Annotated in this window: 15 protein-coding genes; 7 read left to right on the top strand and 8 right to left on the bottom strand. The window is 70.7% G+C overall.

What is annotated here, in order from left to right; genetic code table 11:
• Positions 1–306 precede the first annotated feature (306 nt).
• Complete coding sequence (locus tag AB0J02_RS16915; RefSeq protein WP_363194572.1) at positions 307–936, top strand: hypothetical protein; 630 nt, start codon at positions 307–309, stop codon at positions 934–936.
• A 42-nt stretch (positions 937–978) separates the two neighbouring features.
• Here AB0J02_RS16915 and AB0J02_RS16910 read toward each other — a convergent pair whose 3' ends face one another.
• Positions 979–1,728, bottom strand: a complete 750-nt coding sequence (locus AB0J02_RS16910; RefSeq protein WP_363194429.1) for a hypothetical protein — start codon at positions 1,726–1,728, stop codon at positions 979–981.
• Positions 1,729–2,047: 319 nt separating this feature from the next.
• Here AB0J02_RS16910 and AB0J02_RS16905 point away from each other — a divergent pair, with 319 nt between their 5' ends.
• Both AB0J02_RS16905 and AB0J02_RS16900 read left to right on the top strand, forming a co-directional pair.
• Positions 2,048–3,925, top strand: coding sequence for an ABC transporter ATP-binding protein (locus AB0J02_RS16905; RefSeq protein WP_363194428.1), 1,878 nt, complete (start codon positions 2,048–2,050; stop codon positions 3,923–3,925).
• Positions 3,922–5,721 carry an ABC transporter ATP-binding protein gene (locus AB0J02_RS16900; protein WP_363194427.1) on the top strand — a complete coding sequence of 600 codons (1,800 nt, stop codon included), beginning with the start codon at positions 3,922–3,924 and terminating at the stop codon, positions 5,719–5,721. Before AB0J02_RS16905 ends, AB0J02_RS16900 begins: the two co-directional genes overlap by 4 nt.
• A 29-nt stretch (positions 5,722–5,750) precedes the next feature.
• On the opposite strand, the gene AB0J02_RS16895 is transcribed toward AB0J02_RS16900, so the two are convergent.
• Complete coding sequence (locus AB0J02_RS16895) at positions 5,751–6,545, bottom strand: metal-dependent hydrolase (protein WP_363194426.1); 795 nt, start codon at positions 6,543–6,545, stop codon at positions 5,751–5,753.
• 97 nt (positions 6,546–6,642) lie between these two features.
• Here AB0J02_RS16895 and AB0J02_RS16890 point away from each other — a divergent pair, with 97 nt between their 5' ends.
• The 3 genes from AB0J02_RS16890 (at position 6,643) to AB0J02_RS16880 (ending at position 10,695) form a co-directional block, all read left to right on the top strand.
• Complete coding sequence (locus AB0J02_RS16890) at positions 6,643–9,216, top strand: DUF3516 domain-containing protein (protein ID WP_363194425.1); 2,574 nt, start codon at positions 6,643–6,645, stop codon at positions 9,214–9,216.
• Between the two features lie 82 nt (positions 9,217–9,298).
• Positions 9,299–10,171: an acyl-CoA thioesterase II gene (locus AB0J02_RS16885; RefSeq protein WP_363194424.1), complete on the top strand. Its 873-nt coding sequence runs from the start codon at positions 9,299–9,301 to the stop codon at positions 10,169–10,171.
• Entirely contained in the window at positions 10,168–10,695 is a 528-nt protein-coding gene (locus tag AB0J02_RS16880) for a tetratricopeptide repeat protein (protein WP_363194423.1), read from the top strand. Before AB0J02_RS16885 ends, AB0J02_RS16880 begins: the two co-directional genes overlap by 4 nt.
• Before the next feature lie 34 nt (positions 10,696–10,729).
• On the opposite strand, the gene AB0J02_RS16875 is transcribed toward AB0J02_RS16880, so the two are convergent.
• Positions 10,730–11,617 carry a DUF6397 family protein gene (locus tag AB0J02_RS16875; RefSeq protein WP_363194422.1) on the bottom strand — a complete coding sequence of 296 codons (888 nt, stop codon included), beginning with the start codon at positions 11,615–11,617 and terminating at the stop codon, positions 10,730–10,732.
• Between the two features lie 155 nt (positions 11,618–11,772).
• Positions 11,773–12,186 (bottom strand): roadblock/LC7 domain-containing protein, encoded by a 414-nt coding sequence (locus tag AB0J02_RS16870; protein WP_363194421.1) that lies wholly within the window; start codon positions 12,184–12,186, stop codon positions 11,773–11,775.
• Positions 12,187–12,305: 119 nt separating this feature from the next.
• Here AB0J02_RS16870 and AB0J02_RS16865 point away from each other — a divergent pair, with 119 nt between their 5' ends.
• Positions 12,306–12,734, top strand: coding sequence for a PPOX class F420-dependent oxidoreductase (locus AB0J02_RS16865; protein ID WP_363194420.1), 429 nt, complete (start codon positions 12,306–12,308; stop codon positions 12,732–12,734).
• A 12-nt stretch (positions 12,735–12,746) separates the two neighbouring features.
• On the opposite strand, the gene AB0J02_RS16860 is transcribed toward AB0J02_RS16865, so the two are convergent.
• The 4 genes from AB0J02_RS16860 to AB0J02_RS16845 are packed head-to-tail and all read right to left on the bottom strand — an operon-like array spanning position 12,747 to position 16,765.
• A complete protein-coding gene (locus AB0J02_RS16860; RefSeq protein ID WP_363194419.1) occupies positions 12,747–13,355 on the bottom strand; it encodes an ATP/GTP-binding protein in 609 nt (202 codons plus the stop codon).
• On the bottom strand, positions 13,336–13,812 hold the full coding sequence (locus AB0J02_RS16855) for a DUF742 domain-containing protein (RefSeq protein WP_363194418.1): 477 nt from the start codon (positions 13,810–13,812) through the stop codon (positions 13,336–13,338). Before AB0J02_RS16855 ends, AB0J02_RS16860 begins: the two co-directional genes overlap by 20 nt.
• A gap of 17 nt (positions 13,813–13,829) precedes the next feature.
• Positions 13,830–14,270 (bottom strand): roadblock/LC7 domain-containing protein, encoded by a 441-nt coding sequence (locus AB0J02_RS16850; RefSeq protein WP_363194417.1) that lies wholly within the window; start codon positions 14,268–14,270, stop codon positions 13,830–13,832.
• Positions 14,267–16,765 carry a nitrate- and nitrite sensing domain-containing protein gene (locus AB0J02_RS16845; RefSeq protein ID WP_363194416.1) on the bottom strand — a complete coding sequence of 833 codons (2,499 nt, stop codon included), beginning with the start codon at positions 16,763–16,765 and terminating at the stop codon, positions 14,267–14,269. The genes AB0J02_RS16850 and AB0J02_RS16845 overlap by 4 nt, the downstream gene beginning before the upstream one ends.
• Positions 16,766–16,785: the final 20 nt, after the last annotated feature.

Below are 16,785 nucleotides of genomic sequence, written 5' to 3'. Positions count from 1 at the left end.
GCGATCGGCTGGGGCCGCGGTCGACGCTGCGCAATCCATGGTTCGTGGCCGGTTGCGCGGTGGGGCTCGCGTTGGCAGCGCCGATTCTCTGGTGGCCGACGGCGCACGACAGGCCGCAGCTCACCGTGGCCCGTGGCATCAGCGCGGACGACGGAGCCGAGAACCGCGTCCTGCTCGTGCCGCAGCAACTCGTGTACCTGTCCACGCTGTTCGTGCCGTGGTGGGTCGCCGGCTTGCTGCGGCTGTGGCGCGCTCCACGGCTGCGCTGGGCCCGCGCGTTCGCGGTCGCATATCCCCTGCTGTGTCGTGGTGCTGGCGCTGGGTGGCAAGGGGTACTACACGGTGCCGCTGCTCGTGGTGCTGCTCGCCGCGGGATGCGAGCCCGCGCTGAGGTGGGCGGGGTCCGGGTCCGGGCGGCGGGCGCCGCTCGTGGGCGCCGTCCTCGTGCCGGCCGCACTCAACGCCGTGATCACGCTGCCCGTACTGCCGCCCTCCGCGCTGTCCGTGCCGATGGCCATGAACAAGGAGCAGGACGAACAGCTCGGCCGGCCCGAACTGGCTGACGCCGCACGCCGAGAGTGGGCGCGGATCCCGGCGCGCGACCGTGCGCGATCGGTGCTCATCACCGGCAACTACGGCGAAGCGGGCGCCCTGGAGCGGTACGGCCCCGCTCGGGGGCTCCCCGCTCCGTATTCAGGCCATATGAGCTACGCCGGCTGGGGACCGCCGCCCGACTCCGCGGACGGGCCCGTACTCCTCGTCGGGCAGGCCGACGTCTCCGACATCGAGCGGTACTTCACCGACTGTCGCGGCGCCGGCCACGTCGACAACGGGTACGACGTGGGCACCGAGGAACAAGGCGCCGAGATCGTCCTGTGCGCGGGACCGGCGCTCAAGTGGTCACTCCTGTGGCCCTCGTCGCACCATGCCTACTGATGGCACTGACGGCGCTAAGGGCGCTGACGGCAAGCGCTGCCGTCAGGCCTTGAGGTCGGCCTTGTCGCCCATGACGACGACCGGGTGCTGCTTGGGGTCGAGCGTCTTGAGGAGGTACTCCATGTTCGCCTTCGACTGGCTCACACAGGCCGACGTCCCGCTGCCGTGATCCATGTGCAGCCAGATGCTGCCGCCCTTGGACTGGCCCTGCGGGCGGGTCGGGTCGTTGGGCGGGGTGCCCTTGGCGCGGTTGTAGTCGATGGCGATGACGTAGTCGAAGTCGTGCCAGTGCGACTTGGCCCAGTAGTGCGGGGCCTGGATCGACGCGGTCTGCGTGTAGGGCAGCTTCGCGCCCGGATCGGCGAGGACACCACCGGCGTCGCTCAGCGTGTACACGCCCACGGGGCTGCGCTTGTCGCCCTCCTGGTGATCCGTCGTCCAGCCCTTCTTGCCGTTGTGCCCGGACCAGCTGCGTTCCTTTTTCCAGGTGTCGCCGGTCTTGGTGTACAGGGCGATGGTCGAGTCCGCGGAGTCCTTGCCGTCTCCGTAGACCGCGACGACCTGCCGCGAGTTCGCCGGGATCTGCTTCTGGTAACGGTCGCCGACGTCCGGGATGCGCTTGAGATCGACGGCGGCGCGGGCCTCGTCGCCACGGGCGTCATCCCCGGAGCGTGATCCGCTCGACGCGCTCCGGCCCCCGGCGTCATCGGCTCCGCACGCCGCCAGCGACGTCAGAAGAACTCCACACGCCGCCATGGCGACACCCGCTCGAACCGCACCAGCACTACGCATGCGCTCCATGGTCGCACCACGTGTCGCGAACCCCCGTCCCGGGCCCGTAGAGCACCGTCGATCCGGGCCGAATCTTTGCCCGCAACCGAAAAACCGTTTGCCTCCGGTCACCGCGGGGCGCGAACCTTTCACGGTTTGTTCCGCCGTCCCACATCCCCGATCCGGCACGCCCGTCGGTCCCGCGTCCCCTTCCCTCCGGCCCAATTGCCACCTCCCTCCCCTTCGATCTCCGCTTCCTTCTCAGCCTCAGCTCCCTTCTCCGCTTCCTTCTCCTCCGGAGCACCCGTTCTCCGGATCTCCTTTCGAGCTCTGGGACGTCATGCAGATCTCCGACCTTCCGTATCCCGACCCGGGCGTGCCCGACGCGCGCTCCGGACCCCGGTTCCTGCTCTGGCTCGGCCGGAACCAGCTCGACGGCCAGCTCAGGTCCCTCGCCTGGGGTCTGCTCCACTTCACCTCGGTCGCCGGACTGCCGTACGGCGTCGGCTACGCCGTACAGGCCGTCGTCGACGGCTCCGGTGCTCACCTCGCCGCGGCGGGCGGGCTGATCCTGCTGCTCGGTATCGCCATCGCGTGCGGCGACACGATGCTGCACCGCACGGCGGTCACGAACTGGATCACCGCCGCAGCCCGCGTGCAGCAGTTGCTCGCCCGCAAGACCGCCGCACTGGGCGCCGCGCTCACCCGGCGGGTCGCCGCGGGCGAGGTCGTCGCGGTCTCCACCGGCGACGTGGAGAAGATCGGCTGGTTCGTCGAGGCACTCTCCCGCTTCGCGGCCGCCGCTCTCACCGTCGTCCTCGTCTGCGTCGGCCTGGTCTTCTACCAGCCCGCCCTCGGTGTCGTGGTCGCGCTCGGCATGCCGGTGCTCGCCCTCGCGGTGCTGCCGCTGCTGCCCCGCGCCACCCGGCGCGCGGACCACCAGCGCGAGAAGGCGGGCCGGGCCACCGAACTCGCCTCGGACACCGTTGCCGGACTGCGCGTGCTGCGCGGCATCGGCGGCGAGGAACTCTTCCTCGACCGCTACCGCCACGCCTCGCAGGAGGTTCGCCGGGCCGCCGTGCGCAGCGCCCGCATGTGGTCGCTGATCTCCTCGGTCCAGGTCCTCCTTCCGGGTCTGCTGCTGATCGTGATCGTCTGGTACGGCGTCCATCTGGCGCGCGAGGGCCGGATCACCGTCGGGGAGCTGGTGACCGTGTACAGCGCGGTGATGATGCTCAACTACCCTCTGCGGCACTTCGAGGAGATCGCCATGGCGTACTCCTTCTCCCGTCCTTCGGCGCAGCGCGCGGCCAGGGTCCTCGCCCTGGAGCGCATCGTCGAGCCGTCGGGCGGACTGCGCGACGCGACCGCTCCGTCCGGGGACCTGTACGACCCCGCGACCGGTCTGCTCGCCCCGGCCGGACGGCTCACCGCCGTGGTGTGCGGCGACCCGGATCTGGCGGGACGTCTCGCCGACCGGCTAGGCGGCCACGCGACCTTCGGCGACGCGGACAGCGAGGACACGAAGACGCCGTCCGTGCTGCTGGGCGGGGTGCCGCTCGACGAACTGCCGCTGGACGTGGCGCGTACGGCGGTACTCGTCCAGGACAAGGACCCGGTGCTGATGTCGGGCACGCTCGCCGAACTGCTCGACGTACCGTCCGGCGGCTCTGTCCGCCCGACAGAGGCGCTGGCCGCGGCGCAGTGCTCCGACGTCCTCGCCGCCCTCACCCAGGCGTCCCTGGACGATGACCCTCTGAACGCCCGCATCACCGAACGCGGCCGGTCCCTGTCCGGCGGCCAGCGCCAGCGGCTCGCCCTGGCGCGCTCCCTGGTCACCGACTCCGAGGCGCTGGTCCTCGACGAGCCGACATCCGCCGTCGACTCGCACACGGAGGCCCGCATCGCCCAGGGTGTCCGGGCTCTGCGGCGAGGCCGCACGACGGTGGTCCTCAGCTCGTCACCGCTGCTGCTCGACCAGGCCGACCGCGTCGTGTTCGTGCACGACGGCGAGGTGACCGCGGTCGGCAAGCACCGAGAACTGGTGCGCGCCGAACCCCGGTACCGCGCCGTGGTCACGCGCGAGACCGACGAGGAGGCGACCGGCGCCACCCGCTCAGGGACCGGGCGGAACACCCCGCCCGGCGCGGACGCGGGCGTCCCGTCCGACATCGACATGGACACCGAGATCGAGATCGACATCGAGGAGACGGCATGATCGGCGTAGCGCCCCCGGCCTACGACCCGGCGGCCCCCACCACGGCGAGCACTCTTCCGGTCGGCGCCCCGGCCACGGTCCGCGCCTATGTACGCGAGCTGTACCAGCGCCACCGGCGCGCCTTCCTCCTGCTGATCGGTGTGAACACGGCCGCGGTGGTCGCCTCTATGGCGGGCCCGTACCTGTTGGGCGGCGTGATCCAGGACGTGGCGGACGGGACCGGTGGTACCGATGCCCTGCGCGGCCTCCATCTGGAGCGCACCATCGGTCTGTTCGCGCTCGCTCTCGTGATCCAGGCCGTCTTCGTCCGGCAGGTGCGACTGCGCGGGGCGATGCTCGGCGAGCGGATGCTGGCGGATCTGCGCGAGGACTTCCTGGTGCGGTCGGTCGGCCTGCCGCCCGGTGTCCTGGAGCGGGCCGGCACGGGTGACCTGCTGTCCCGGATCACCACCGACATCGACCGGCTCGCGAACGCGATGCGGGAGGCCGTGCCCCAGCTGTCCATCGGCGTCGTGTGGGTAGCTCTGCTCATCGGCGGCCTCGCGGTGACGGCGCCACCCCTGGCCCCGGTGATCCTCATCGCGGTGCCGGTCCTGGTGCTCGGCTGCCGTTGGTACTTCAAGCGGGCGCCCTCGGCTTACCGCTCGGAGGCCGCGGGGTACGCGGCCGTCGCCGCGGCACTCGCGGAGACCGTGGACGCCGGGCGCACCGTCGAGGCGCACCGGCTCGGCGACCGGCGCGTGGAGTTGTCCGAGCGTCGGGTCAAGGAGTGGACGGCCTGGGAGCGCTACACGCTCTATCTGCGGTCCGTCTTCTTCCCGGTGATCAACGCCGTGCACGTCCTGGTCCTGCTGTCCGTCCTGCTGATCGGCGGTGTCTTCGTCCTGCAGGGCTGGATCGGAGTGGGCCAGCTGACGACGAGTGCGCTCATCGCGCAGATGCTGGTGGACCCGCTGGGCCTGATCCTGCGCTGGTACGACGAGCTCCAGGTCGCCCAGGTGTCCCTGGCCCGCCTCGTCGGCGTGCGCGACATCGAACCGGACGCGGGGGACGCCTCCGTGCGCCCCGACGGCCGGGACGTCCAGGCCGACCAGGTGCACTTCGGCTACCGCGAGGGTGTCGACGTGCTGCGTCGGGTGACCCTTGATGTCGCTCCCGGCACCCGGCTCGCCCTGGTCGGGCCGTCCGGCGCGGGCAAGTCGACACTCGGCCGGCTGCTCGCCGGGATCTACGCGCCCCGGCTCGGACAGGTCACGCTCGGCGGCGCGGAACTCTCCCGGATGCAGGCGGAACGGGTGCGGGCCCACGTCGCCCTCGTCAACCAGGAACACCACGTCTTCGTGGGTTCGCTGCGCGACAACCTCCGGTTGGCCCGGACCGGCGCCGAGGATACCGAGCTGTGGGCGGCTCTCGGGGCCGTCGACGCCGACGGGTGGGCGAGCGGACTGGCCGACGGTCTCGGTACGGAGGTCGGCTCGGGCGGGGTGGCGCTCACCCCGGCGCAGGCCCAGCAGATCGCGCTGGCCCGGCTCGTCCTGGCCGACCCGCACACCCTGGTCCTGGACGAGGCGACGTCGCTGCTCGACCCGCGCGCGGCCAGGAACCTGGAGCGCTCGCTGGCCCGCGTCCTCGACGGGCGCACCGTCGTGGCCATCGCGCACCGGCTGCACACCGCCCACGACGCGGATGTCATCGCCGTGGTCGAGGACGGCCGGATCCGGGAGCTCGGCAGCCACGACGAACTGGTCGCGGCCGACGGCGCGTACGCGGCCCTGTGGCGGTCCTGGCACGGGTAGTCGGCCCAGGGAGCGGGGCGCGGCCGGACTCAGATGAAGTTGAGCGCGGCCGCGCAGCCCACCCCGCCGAGCAGCATGAACACCGGCATGAGCACCTTCAGCTCGATCCAGCTGCCGGCCCGGAAGCGCATCGCCTTGGGCGGGCCGATGGGGTACCAGCGCTTGCGGCCGATCGGGATGGGCCACAGGATCGGGCAGCCCGAGACCGTGAGCGCGTCCCCGATGTCGTGCACCAGCGCGCCGAGCACGATCGGCAGACCCAGCCACAGGTACTCCTGGCCGGGGTCGGTGAACAGCCAGTCCGATCCGTTGCCCGGTTTGTCCAGGACTCCCGCGAGGATCCAGGCGCTGGAGGCCGCGAGCAGCCACACCAGGATGTCGCTGCTGGAGCCCCGCGCGGCCCGCCACAGCAGCCCTTCGATGGCGAGCACCATGTGCACGAACAGGATCGCGAGGACGGTCCAGCGGCCCCCGGTGATCGCCGCGAAGGACGTGCCCGCCCCGATCAGGACGGCCCACAGCCACGTATGGGTGAGCGTGCGGTGCCCGCCGGAACGGCGCGGGTCGCCCTGCTTGCGGGTGGCCTTGTAGACGGCGTACGACAGTTTGTCGACTATCCCGCAGACCGCCCGGGAGATCGGCCCGAAGGCGCGCGAGATGGTCGCCGACTTGTGGTCGAGGTCGGGGGCGAGTGCGGCACCCGCGCAGATCAGCGCCCCCACGAGGACTACCGGCCATGGCATCGGGTGTCCGGCGGCAGCCGCGGCCGCGCCCACCCCCAGCCAGGCCGCCGCTCCTGACAGCGAGTGTGCCGGTCCCATCATGGTGGTATTCCGCCCCATTCTTCTTGTGTCGACGCCCAGTTGCCCCCGTCGGGCCGTGCGCGTCCTGACGCCGCGTCGGCGACTCAGCGTAGCGTTCGTGATCTTCGTACGGGCATCCGATTCCCGGATCGGGACGGAAGCCAGGCAAGATGGTGACGTGACCCTTATCGATCAGCTCCCGAAGACCGCCGACCCGGACGCCCTCTACGACGCCTTCGAGTCGTGGGCCCAGGAGCGTGGTCTCGCCCTCTATCCGCACCAGGAGGAGGCGCTGATCGAGGCGGTGTCGGGGGCGAACGTGATCGTCTCGACCCCCACCGGGTCCGGCAAGAGCATGATCGCGGCGGGCGCGCACTTCGCCGCACTCGCCCGCGACGAGGTCACCTTCTACACGGCTCCCATCAAGGCACTGGTCTCCGAGAAGTTCTTCGAGCTGTGCAAGATGTTCGGTACGGAGAACGTCGGCATGCTGACCGGCGACGCGTCCGTGAACGCGGACGCGCCCGTCATCTGCTGCACCGCGGAGGTCCTCGCGTCGATCGCGCTGCGGGACGGCGCGCGGGCCGACATCGGCCAGGTCGTCATGGACGAGTTCCACTTCTACGCGGAGGCCGACCGCGGCTGGGCCTGGCAGATCCCGCTGCTCGAGCTGCCGCAGGCGCAGTTCATCCTGATGTCGGCGACGCTCGGCGACGTCGCGATGTTCGAGAAGGACCTGACGCGGCGCACCGGCCGTCCGACCTCGGTGGTGCGTTCGGCGACCCGCCCGGTCCCCCTCTCCTACGAGTACCGGCTCACCCCGCTCACGGAGACCCTGACCGAACTGCTCGACACGAAGCAGGCGCCGGTCTACATCGTGCACTTCACGCAGGCGCAGGCCGTCGAGCGGGCGCAGGCGCTGATGAGCATCAACATGTGCACGCGCGAGGAGAAGGACAAGATCGCCGAGCTGATCGGCAACTTCCGCTTCACCACCAAGTTCGGCCGCAACCTGTCCCGGTACGTACGGCACGGCATCGGCGTGCACCACGCCGGCATGCTGCCCAAGTACCGTCGCCTCGTCGAAAAGCTCGCCCAGGCAGGCCTGTTGAAGGTCATCTGCGGTACCGACACCCTCGGCGTGGGCGTCAACGTCCCCATTCGCACCGTGCTGTTCACGGCCCTCACCAAGTACGACGGCACCCGCGTCCGCACGCTGCGCGCCCGTGAGTTCCACCAGATCGCGGGCCGCGCCGGACGCGCCGGCTTCGACACGGCCGGCTTCGTCGTGGCCCAGGCGCCCGAACACGTCATCGAGAACGAGAAGGCGCTGACGAAGGCCGGCGACGACCCGAAGAAGCGCCGCAAGGTCGTCCGCAAGAAGGCCCCGGAGGGCTTCGTCGGCTGGACGGAGGGCACCTTCGACAAGCTGATCACCTCCGATCCGGAACCGCTGACCTCCCGCTTCCGTGTCACACACACGATGCTCCTGTCGGTCATCGCCCGCCCCGGCAATGCCTTCGAGGCGATGCGCACACTGCTGGAGGACAACCACGAGCCGCGCAGGGCCCAGCTCAGGCACATCCGCCGCGCCATCGCGATCTACCGCTCGCTCCTCGACGGCGGCATCGTCGAGAAGCTGGACCAGCCGGACCCGACGGGCCGCATCGTGCGCCTCACCGTCGACCTGCAACAGGACTTCGCGCTGAACCAGCCGCTGTCGACGTTCGCTCTCGCCTCCTTCGACCTGCTCGACCAGGAGTCGCCGTCGTACGCGCTCGACATGGTGTCGGTCGTGGAGTCCACGCTCGACGACCCGCGACAGATCCTGCACGCCCAGCAGAACAAGGCGCGCGGCGAGGCCGTCGCCCTGATGAAGGCGGACGGTGTCGAGTACGAGGAGCGTATGGAGCGTCTCCAGGACATCTCGTACCCGAAGCCCCTGGAGGAGCTGCTCTTCCACGCCTACAACACGTACCGCACGAGCCACCCGTGGGTCGGCGACCACCCGCTGTCGCCGAAGTCCGTCATCCGTGACATGTACGAACGGGCGATGACCTTCACGGAGTTCGTGTCCCACTACGAGCTCGCGCGTACCGAGGGCATCGTCCTGCGGTACCTGGCGAGCGCGTACAAGACGCTCGATCACACCGTGCCCGACGACCTCAAGTCGGAGGACCTGGAGGATCTGATCGCCTGGCTCGGCGAGATGGTGCGCCAGGTCGACTCCAGCCTGCTGGACGAGTGGGAGCAGCTCGCCAACCCCGAGGTCATGACGGCTGAGGAGGCCCAGGAGAGGGCCGACCAGGTCAAGCCGGTCACGGCGAACTCCCGCGCGTTCCGTGTCCTGGTCCGCAACGCCATGTTCCGCCGCGTCGAGCTCGCCGCGCTCGACCACGTCGAGGAGCTGGGCGAGATGGACGCCGAGTCGGGCTGGGACGCGGATGCCTGGGGCGACGCCATGGACAAGTACTGGGACGAGTACGAGGACCTCGGGACGGGGCCCGATGCCCGCGGCCCCAAGCTCCTCATGATCGAGGAGGACCCGGAGCACGGTCTGTGGAAGGTCCGGCAGACCTTCGCCGACCCCAACGGCGACCACGACTGGGGCATCAGTGCCGAAGTCGACCTCGCCGCCTCCGATACCGAAGGCCGTGCCGTCGTCCGGGTCACGGACGTCGGCCAGTTGTAGATCCCGGACCGGGCGGACGGTAGTGTCCGCCCGCGTCCACGCGCCGGAGCGGTCCGGCCGCGCACACGAGAGAGAACCACGCATGACGAATCCTGCGGAACGGCTTGTCGACCTGCTCGACCTGGAGCAGATCGAGGTCAACATCTTCCGCGGACGCAGCCCGCAGGAGTCCCTGCAGCGGGTCTTCGGCGGACAGGTCGCGGGACAGGCCCTGGTCGCGGCGGGCCGCACCACGGACGGCGACCGTCCCGTGCACTCGCTGCACGCGTACTTCCTGCGCCCTGGCCGCCCCGGCGTGCCCATCGTGTACCAGGTCGAACGGGTCCGCGACGGCCGCTCGTTCACCACCCGCCGGGTCACCGGTGTGCAGCAGGGTCGCACGATCTTCAATCTCACCGCCTCCTTTCACAAGCCCGAGGAAGGGGCCTTCGAGCACCAGTTGCCGCCGGCCCGTGAGGTGCCGGACCCGGAGTCGCTGCCGACGATCGCCGACGAGATCAGGGGCCATCTCGGCGCCCTGCCCGAGGCGTTGGAACGTATGGCGCGCCGCCAGCCCTTCGACATCCGGTATGTCGACCGGCTGCGCTGGACGCCCGAGGAGATCAAGTCCGCCGAGCCACGCAGCGCCGTGTGGATGCGCGCCGTGGGTCCTCTGGGCGATGACCCGCTCGTGCACACCTGCGCGCTCACGTACGCCAGCGACATGACGCTGCTCGACGCGGTGCGGCTGCCGATCGAACCGCTGTGGGGACCGCGTGGCTTCGATATGGCCTCGCTCGACCACGCCATGTGGTTCCACCGTCCTTTCCGTGCCGATGAGTGGTTCCTCTACGACCAGGAGTCGCCGATCGCGACGGGCGGCCGGGGCCTGGCCCGCGGTCGCATCTACGACGTCGAGGGGCGTCTGCTGGTGTCCGTGGTCCAGGAGGGGCTGTTCCGGAAGCTCGAGGTATGACGGACCCGGCGGACGACCGTGACGTGCTGCTCGCGCAGGCCGTGCGGTTGCGGGATACGGGACACCGCGAGGAGGCGCGTGCGCGGCTCCTCGTGCTCCGCGACCGGTTCCCCGACGATGCCCAGGTCGCCTACCAGACCGCATGGGTCCACGACTCGCTCGGTCTGGAGGCCGACGCCGTCCCGCACTATGTCGGCGCGCTCGCCGGCACCGGCCCGCCCGAAGGCCTGTCCGAGGAAGACCGCCGGGGCGCGCTGCTCGGACTGGGCAGTACCTATCGCACGCTGGGTCGCCACGCGGAGGCCGTTGCCACGCTGAGCGACGCGGCCGTCGAGTTCCCGGCCGACAACGCCCTCAAGACGTTTTTGGCGATGGCGCTGTACAACGTGGGCCGCGCGCACGACGCGGTGCGGCTGCTGCTCACGGTGCTGGCCGAGACCAGCGCCGACCCGGACATCGTGGGGTACCGGGCAGCGATCGAGCACTACGCCGAGGACCTGGACGCCATCGAGGGCACCACCTAGCGGGCCATCCCGGCCGTCCGCCCGCCGGGCCGCATCAGCCTCGTCTGCCGAGCAGCCGACCCCACAGGCCCCGCGACACCGGTTCCACGGCCGCCGGTTGGAGGTCGGGGCCGGGCATGCTCGCGGCCACGGGCTCGAACTCCGGCACAGGTGCGGCTGTGGCCTCCCGCGTCGTGGGCCGCGGCGCGGGACGCAGAACCCGCGCCTCCGCCAGACTCAGCAACAGGTTCGCCCGCAGCCAGCTGATCTCGTTCGGATCGTCGGCGATCAGGATCCGCTCGACGACCCGCGCCGTCGGCGACTCCGGCGCCCCGTACCAGGACTCCTCGGGTCGGAGTCGGTGCAAGTAGGCGCGCTCGTAAGGGTTCTCGACGAGGTCGGCGAGCTGAGCCGGGGCCAGGAGCGTCGCCATCGCGGCGGCCCGGTCCCACGGGTCACTGCACTGCCCCAGCAGATAGCCGGCGTGCCGGGCCCGCCACCTGCGCGGCCTCAGGTCCTCGCCGGCCGACAGCCGGGCGCGCATCTTGTCCGGTGCCCTGCCGGTCAGAAGCGGTGCGTGGAGCTCGGAGTCCGCGAATTCCCGCAATTCCTCGGCGAGATAGAGCCACACCACGGTTCGGTAGCGATTGAGATAGAACTTGGCCGGGATGAGCAGGCCCGCGCGGGCGAGCCGGGTGAATCGGGTCGGCGGGATCTCCAGGAGGCGCGCGCCCTCCGCGGTCCCCACCACCCTGACCTGCTCGCGCAGCGCCTCCGGGAAGCCCTCGGTATCGCGGATCCGCTCGATCTCCTCGCGGGGGACGCGGCGCCGACCGCCGTCCCGCGCGGCGACCGTCCGGATCCGGCCGAGTCGCACGGCGAGGTCGAACTCACCTCGTTTCAAACCCAGTTCGCGGGCTGCGCTGCCCTGGGGCCTGGTCATGATGTCGCCTTGCACGATGGTTCTCCCCCGTCGGTCGATGACCCGCGGTCACGCTCCGTGACCGCTCGGGAAAACCGTAGCCCGGATCGGAGAACTCCGTCCGGGCCTGTGGATAACTCTGCCCCGCTCGCTCCACCGCTCCGACTTGCCGCAGCTCAGAGCTCCTTGGCATCCATTCGATCGGGTTGCCTGGCGTCGACGGCCAGATGCTCACCGACCCGGTTGACGAGCAACGTCATCTCGTACGCGACCTGACCGATATCGGCCTCCGACGAGCTGAGCACGCACAGGCAGCTGCCGTCGCCCGCGGCGGTGACGAAGAGCACCGCGTCATCGAACTCGATCATCGTCTGGCGGACGCCTCCGGCGCCGAAGTGCCGACCTGATCCCTTGGCGAGACTGTGCAGTCCGGAGGAGACGGCGGCGAGATGCTCGGCGTCCTCGCGGCGCAGGCCCGAACTGGCGCCGGTCACGAGGCCGTCGTTGGACAGGACCAAGGCGTGCCGCACATGTTCGACGCGCTGCGTCAGGTCGTCCAGTAGCCAACCGAGTCCTACGTTCTGCCCCATGATCCTGTCTCCCCGCTTCCTCTGGCTCCCCATGCCCCGGTGGGGACCGCTCCCCTGCCCGGAGGATCTCTCGCGCAAGCCTTCCCCACGGTCGGCGTCCGGGCAAGGAGGATGACCTCATGGCACACAAGATGACCGATGAGGAATGGCGGACCTTCGTCTCCGAGGGCACCCGCACCGCCAAGCTGTCCACCGTGCGGGCCGACGGCAGCCCGCACATCGCACCCGTCTGGTTCGTCCTGGACGGTGGCGACATCCTGTTCAACACCGGCAAGGAAACGGTCAAGGGCCGCAACCTGGCGCGCGACGGGCGAGTGGCCCTGTGCGTCGACGACGAGCGGCCGCCGTTCTCGTTCGTGACGATCCAGGGGCGCGCCGAACTCAGCGAGGATCCGGCCGAGTTGCTGGATGCGGCCACCCGGATCGGCGGCCGGTACATGGGTGAGGACCGCGCCGAGGAGTTCGGCCGGCGCAACGCCGTGCCGGGCGAACTCCTCGTACGCGTACGGGTCGAGAAGGTCGTGGCCATGGGCGACGTCGCCGACTGAACCGGCCGCGGCTCAGCGGACGGAGTCGAGCAGCCGGGCGGTGTACATCCGCCCGGCGTACTCGACCAACCTGATCAGCACCTCCTTCCCGGAGTCGCGGTCACGCGCGTCGCACAGCACCACCGGTGTCCCGCGGTCGAGGTCGAGGGCGCGTGCCACTTCGTGCGCCCCGAACCCCCTTGCCGCCGCGAAGCAGTTGACGGCCACGACGAACGGGATGCGTCGGTGCTCGAAGTAGTCCACGGCGGGGAAGCAGTCCTCGAGCCGTCGGGTGTCCGCGAGGACGACGGCGCCGAGCGCGCCTTGTGACAGTTCGTCCCACAGGAACCAGAACCGGTCCTGCCCCGGTGTGCCGAACAGGTAGAGCGACAGGCCGGATCTGATCGTGATGCGTCCGAAGTCCATGGCGACGGTCGTGGTGGTCTTGCGCTCCACGGCCAGCGTGTCGTCCACGAACCGGCCCGCCTCACTGAGTTGTTCCTCGGTGCGCAGCGGGCGGATCTCGCTGACCGCGCCGACCAGGGTGGTCTTGCCCACCCCGAATCCGCCCGCGACCAGAATCTTCAGGGCCAGGTCGGCGGAGGCGTCGGTGGTCGTGTCGTCAGAGTGCTCGGAGCCCATCGATGACTTCTCTCAGAATCTTCTCGTCCGGTAGCTGGGCGGGCGGCACCGGCCTGCTGACCCTGACACAAGCCAGTTCCAGCAGGTCGCCGAGGAGCACCCGGACCACCCCGACGGGCAGTTCGGTGTCGGCGGCGAGTTCGGCGACCGACTGTGTCTCGGCTCGGCACAGCTCGATGATCGAGCGGTGCTCGGGCCCGAGGGCGGTGTCGTCGTGAGTGGCGGGCGCGGCGGAGTCGAGCGAGACGAGGGCAATCAGATCGAAGTGCGCCGCCCGGGGGCCGGCCGTGGTCCGTCCGCCGGTCATCGCATAGGGGCGGACCATCGGGCCGGCCTCGTTGTCGAACCACTGGCTGCCCTGCTCGTGAGAACTGCCGCGTTTCTCGTGGCCTTGAGCGGGACCGATGCCGTACGTCCCCGCGCCCCGGTACGTTTCTTCGAACGTGTCCTCGTTCATGACGTTCGCCGGGTCCGTCAGCCCGCGGTGGGCGGGTTCCCGGCGAACCTGGGCGCCGTGCAGAGGTGTTCGCCGACCCTCTTGACCAGGCGCGCCATCTCGTAGGCGACGAGTCCGATGTCGGCGGTGACGGTGCTCAGGACGGCCAGGCAGGAACCGTCGCCCGCAGCGGCCACGAAGAGAAAGCCGTCGTCCATCTCGACCATCGTCTGCCGCACCCCTCCCGTACCGAAGTGCCGTCCCGTTCCCTTGGCCAGGCTGTTGAAGCCGGAGGCGACGGCGGCCAGATGCTCGGCATCCTCGCGGCCGAGCCCGGTGGACGCGCCTACTGCCAGGCCGTCGTTGGACAGGACGACGGCATGCCGCAGTTCGGCGACGCGGAGCACCAGGTCGTCAAGGAGCCAGTCGAGTTCGCCGGCGCCGCGCGCCGTGCCGGTGGTGGTCGGTTCCTTGATCATGTGCGGTCTCCTTCAGTGCTGTCACTGCCCGGCGGGCGTCCGCCGCCTCTGACCCAGCCGTCCCGGAAGGACGCCATACGGGCCCGGACCTGTTCGGGGGTGCGTTCGTCCTGCTCCGGTGCGGGTGCGGACGCGGCCTCCGCCTCGGGGCGCTCGCGCAGTTGGGGGGCGAGGCTCGCCTGCCGTACGCGGCGCGGGAGTCCGTCCTCGGGCGGGGCTTCGGCCCGCTCCGCGAGCGGTGGCTTCCGCAGCCGCAGAGCGGTGACGCCGGGCGGGTGCTGCCTCTCGTCGGGGTCGGTGTCCGGCGAGGGGGCGAGTGCGGGACGTGGGGTGGGTGCGGGGACGGAATTGCCATTCATGGGCGCTGCTTCGGGATCGGGCACGCGCGCGTAGCGGCGCTCCTCTTCGGACGGTGAGGGGTCGCGGCCGGTCCGCGGCGCACTGTCCTTGTGCAACAAGGAGGTGGGCAACAGGACGACCGCGTTGGTGCCTCCGTAGGGCGAGGCACGCAGATGCACCTTGATGTCGTGACGATCGGCGAGCCTGCTGACCACGAAGAGGCCGAGCCGGTCGCTGTCGAACAGGCCGAGGGTTTCGGCCTGCTCGATACGGTTGTTCGCCTCGGCGAGGATCTTCTTGCTCATGCCGAGACCGCGGTCCTCGATCTCGATCGCGTAGCCGTTGCCGACGGGTTCGCCGCTGATGCGCACCTTGGTGTGCGGGGGTGAGAACTGAGCGGCGTTCTCGACGAGTTCGGCCACCAGGTGCGTGAGGTCGGCGACCGCGGCGCCCGTCACCTCGGTGGCTGCGAGGCGACGTACCTCCACGCGCGCGTAGTCCTCGATCTCGGAGACCGCTGCCCGTACGACGTTGGTCAGCGGGACCGGCTTGCGCCAGGCCCGGCCGGGGGCGGCTCCGGAAAGGATGATCAGGCTCTCCGCGTGGCGTCGCATACGGGTCGTGAGGTGGTCGAGGCGGAAGAGGTCGCCGAGCTCGTTCGGGTCCTCGGCACGGCGTTCCATGGTGTCCAGGAGGCCGAGCTGGCGGTGGACCAGGGTCTGGCTGCGGCGGGCGAGGTTGACGAAGACACCGGAGATGCCGCCGGCGAGTTCGGCGCGCTCGACGGCGGCGAGCAGGGCCGCGCGGTGCACGGTGGTGAGCGCTTCGGAGACCTGGCCGATCTCGTCCTCTGCCGGGGGCCCTTGCGGCGCCTCCGCCTGGATGTCGATGTCCTGGCCTGCGCGCAACCTGTTCATGGCGTCGGGGAGTTGGCGACCGGCGATTTCCAGGGCGGTGTCGCGCAGGCTGACCAGTTCGACGACGAGGCCGCGGCCGATGCGTACGGAGATGATCAGCGAGGCGGCGACGGCGACGAGGCCGAACAGGACCGCGGCCCCCGCGGGTGTCAGCAGCCCCCGGGCGAACGGGTCGGCCCGGCCGGCGGCGCCGCGCGCGGCGTCCGACGCGATGGCGCGCATGCCGTCCTGCACGGCCGCGTGCGCGCCGTCCCACGTCCCGGCGGGCTCCGTGCCGAGTGCCTTGTCCCCCGGCTGGGCGATGAGCGTCCGGTCCTCGACAGCTCGTACGGCGCCGTACGCACTCCCCTCCACGAGCTGGTCCCATGCTGCTCGTTCGGGCCCTCGCAGATCAGCGGCGGCCGTGTCGACGAGGTCCCTGCGGGTGTCTGCCGCGCCGGTGAACAGGCGCAGCCGCTCTCCGTCCAGCGTCCCGGCGAGGCGGGCACTCGTCACGACGGCGTCCTCACGGGAGAGCATCTCGGCGGAGCGACCGAATTCGAGCAGCACGCGCGCGTCGGAGCCGGCATTGCCGTCCTGTATGCCGGTCAGTCCGCCGCTCACCATGTGAGCGGCGCCGATGGTCTTCGTGTACTGCCCGTATGCGGTGTCCCAGCCGGTACGCCGCTCCAGTACGGCAGTACGCAGGTCCCGCAGCCGCTCGGCGTCGCCGACGAAGGTGCGGAGACGTCCGGTCACCGCGCGGGGCAGATCCGCGCCGTCCGCGACGGTGTTGTTCCTGCCGAGGCGGAGGGCCGCGACGGCGCGATCGGTGGTGCTCGCGCTTCTCTTCAGATCGTCGCCGCGGTCGGGAGCGGGATCGGTCGCATATCCGACGGCGGCGGTGCGCTCCGCCTGGAGGGCAGCCACCGCGGCGGCCATGGGTTCGCGCACCGAGGCGTCGACACGCTGGAGCCGGGTGAGCCGCGCGACGTCCTGAGCGGTGCTCACGGTGGCGTAGGCCCACAGGGCGAGCAACGAGACCACGGGCACCATGAGGAGGCAGACGATCTTCGCCCGGATGGTGCGAGGGCGCAGATACCTGCCGCCCGCGCGCGTGGGTGGCCCGGTCCGGGGCGACGTCGTCGCTGCCCCGGAGTCCTCTTCGGCGGGCGGCCCGGCGTGCGCGCGTCGTCCACGCGCGAAGGGCGCGGGTATCTGCGGCGGGCCGGAGCTGGTCGTTGAGCGGGGCGGGCGCATGGCCTCCTCGATCCGAGGTC

This window comes from Streptomyces sp. NPDC050264 (assembly GCF_040655895.1).
GTDB lineage: Bacteria > Actinomycetota > Actinomycetes > Streptomycetales > Streptomycetaceae > Streptomyces.
Note: the sequence above shows the minus strand (reverse complement) of the source record. Positions and strands in the feature narration are given on the sequence as shown.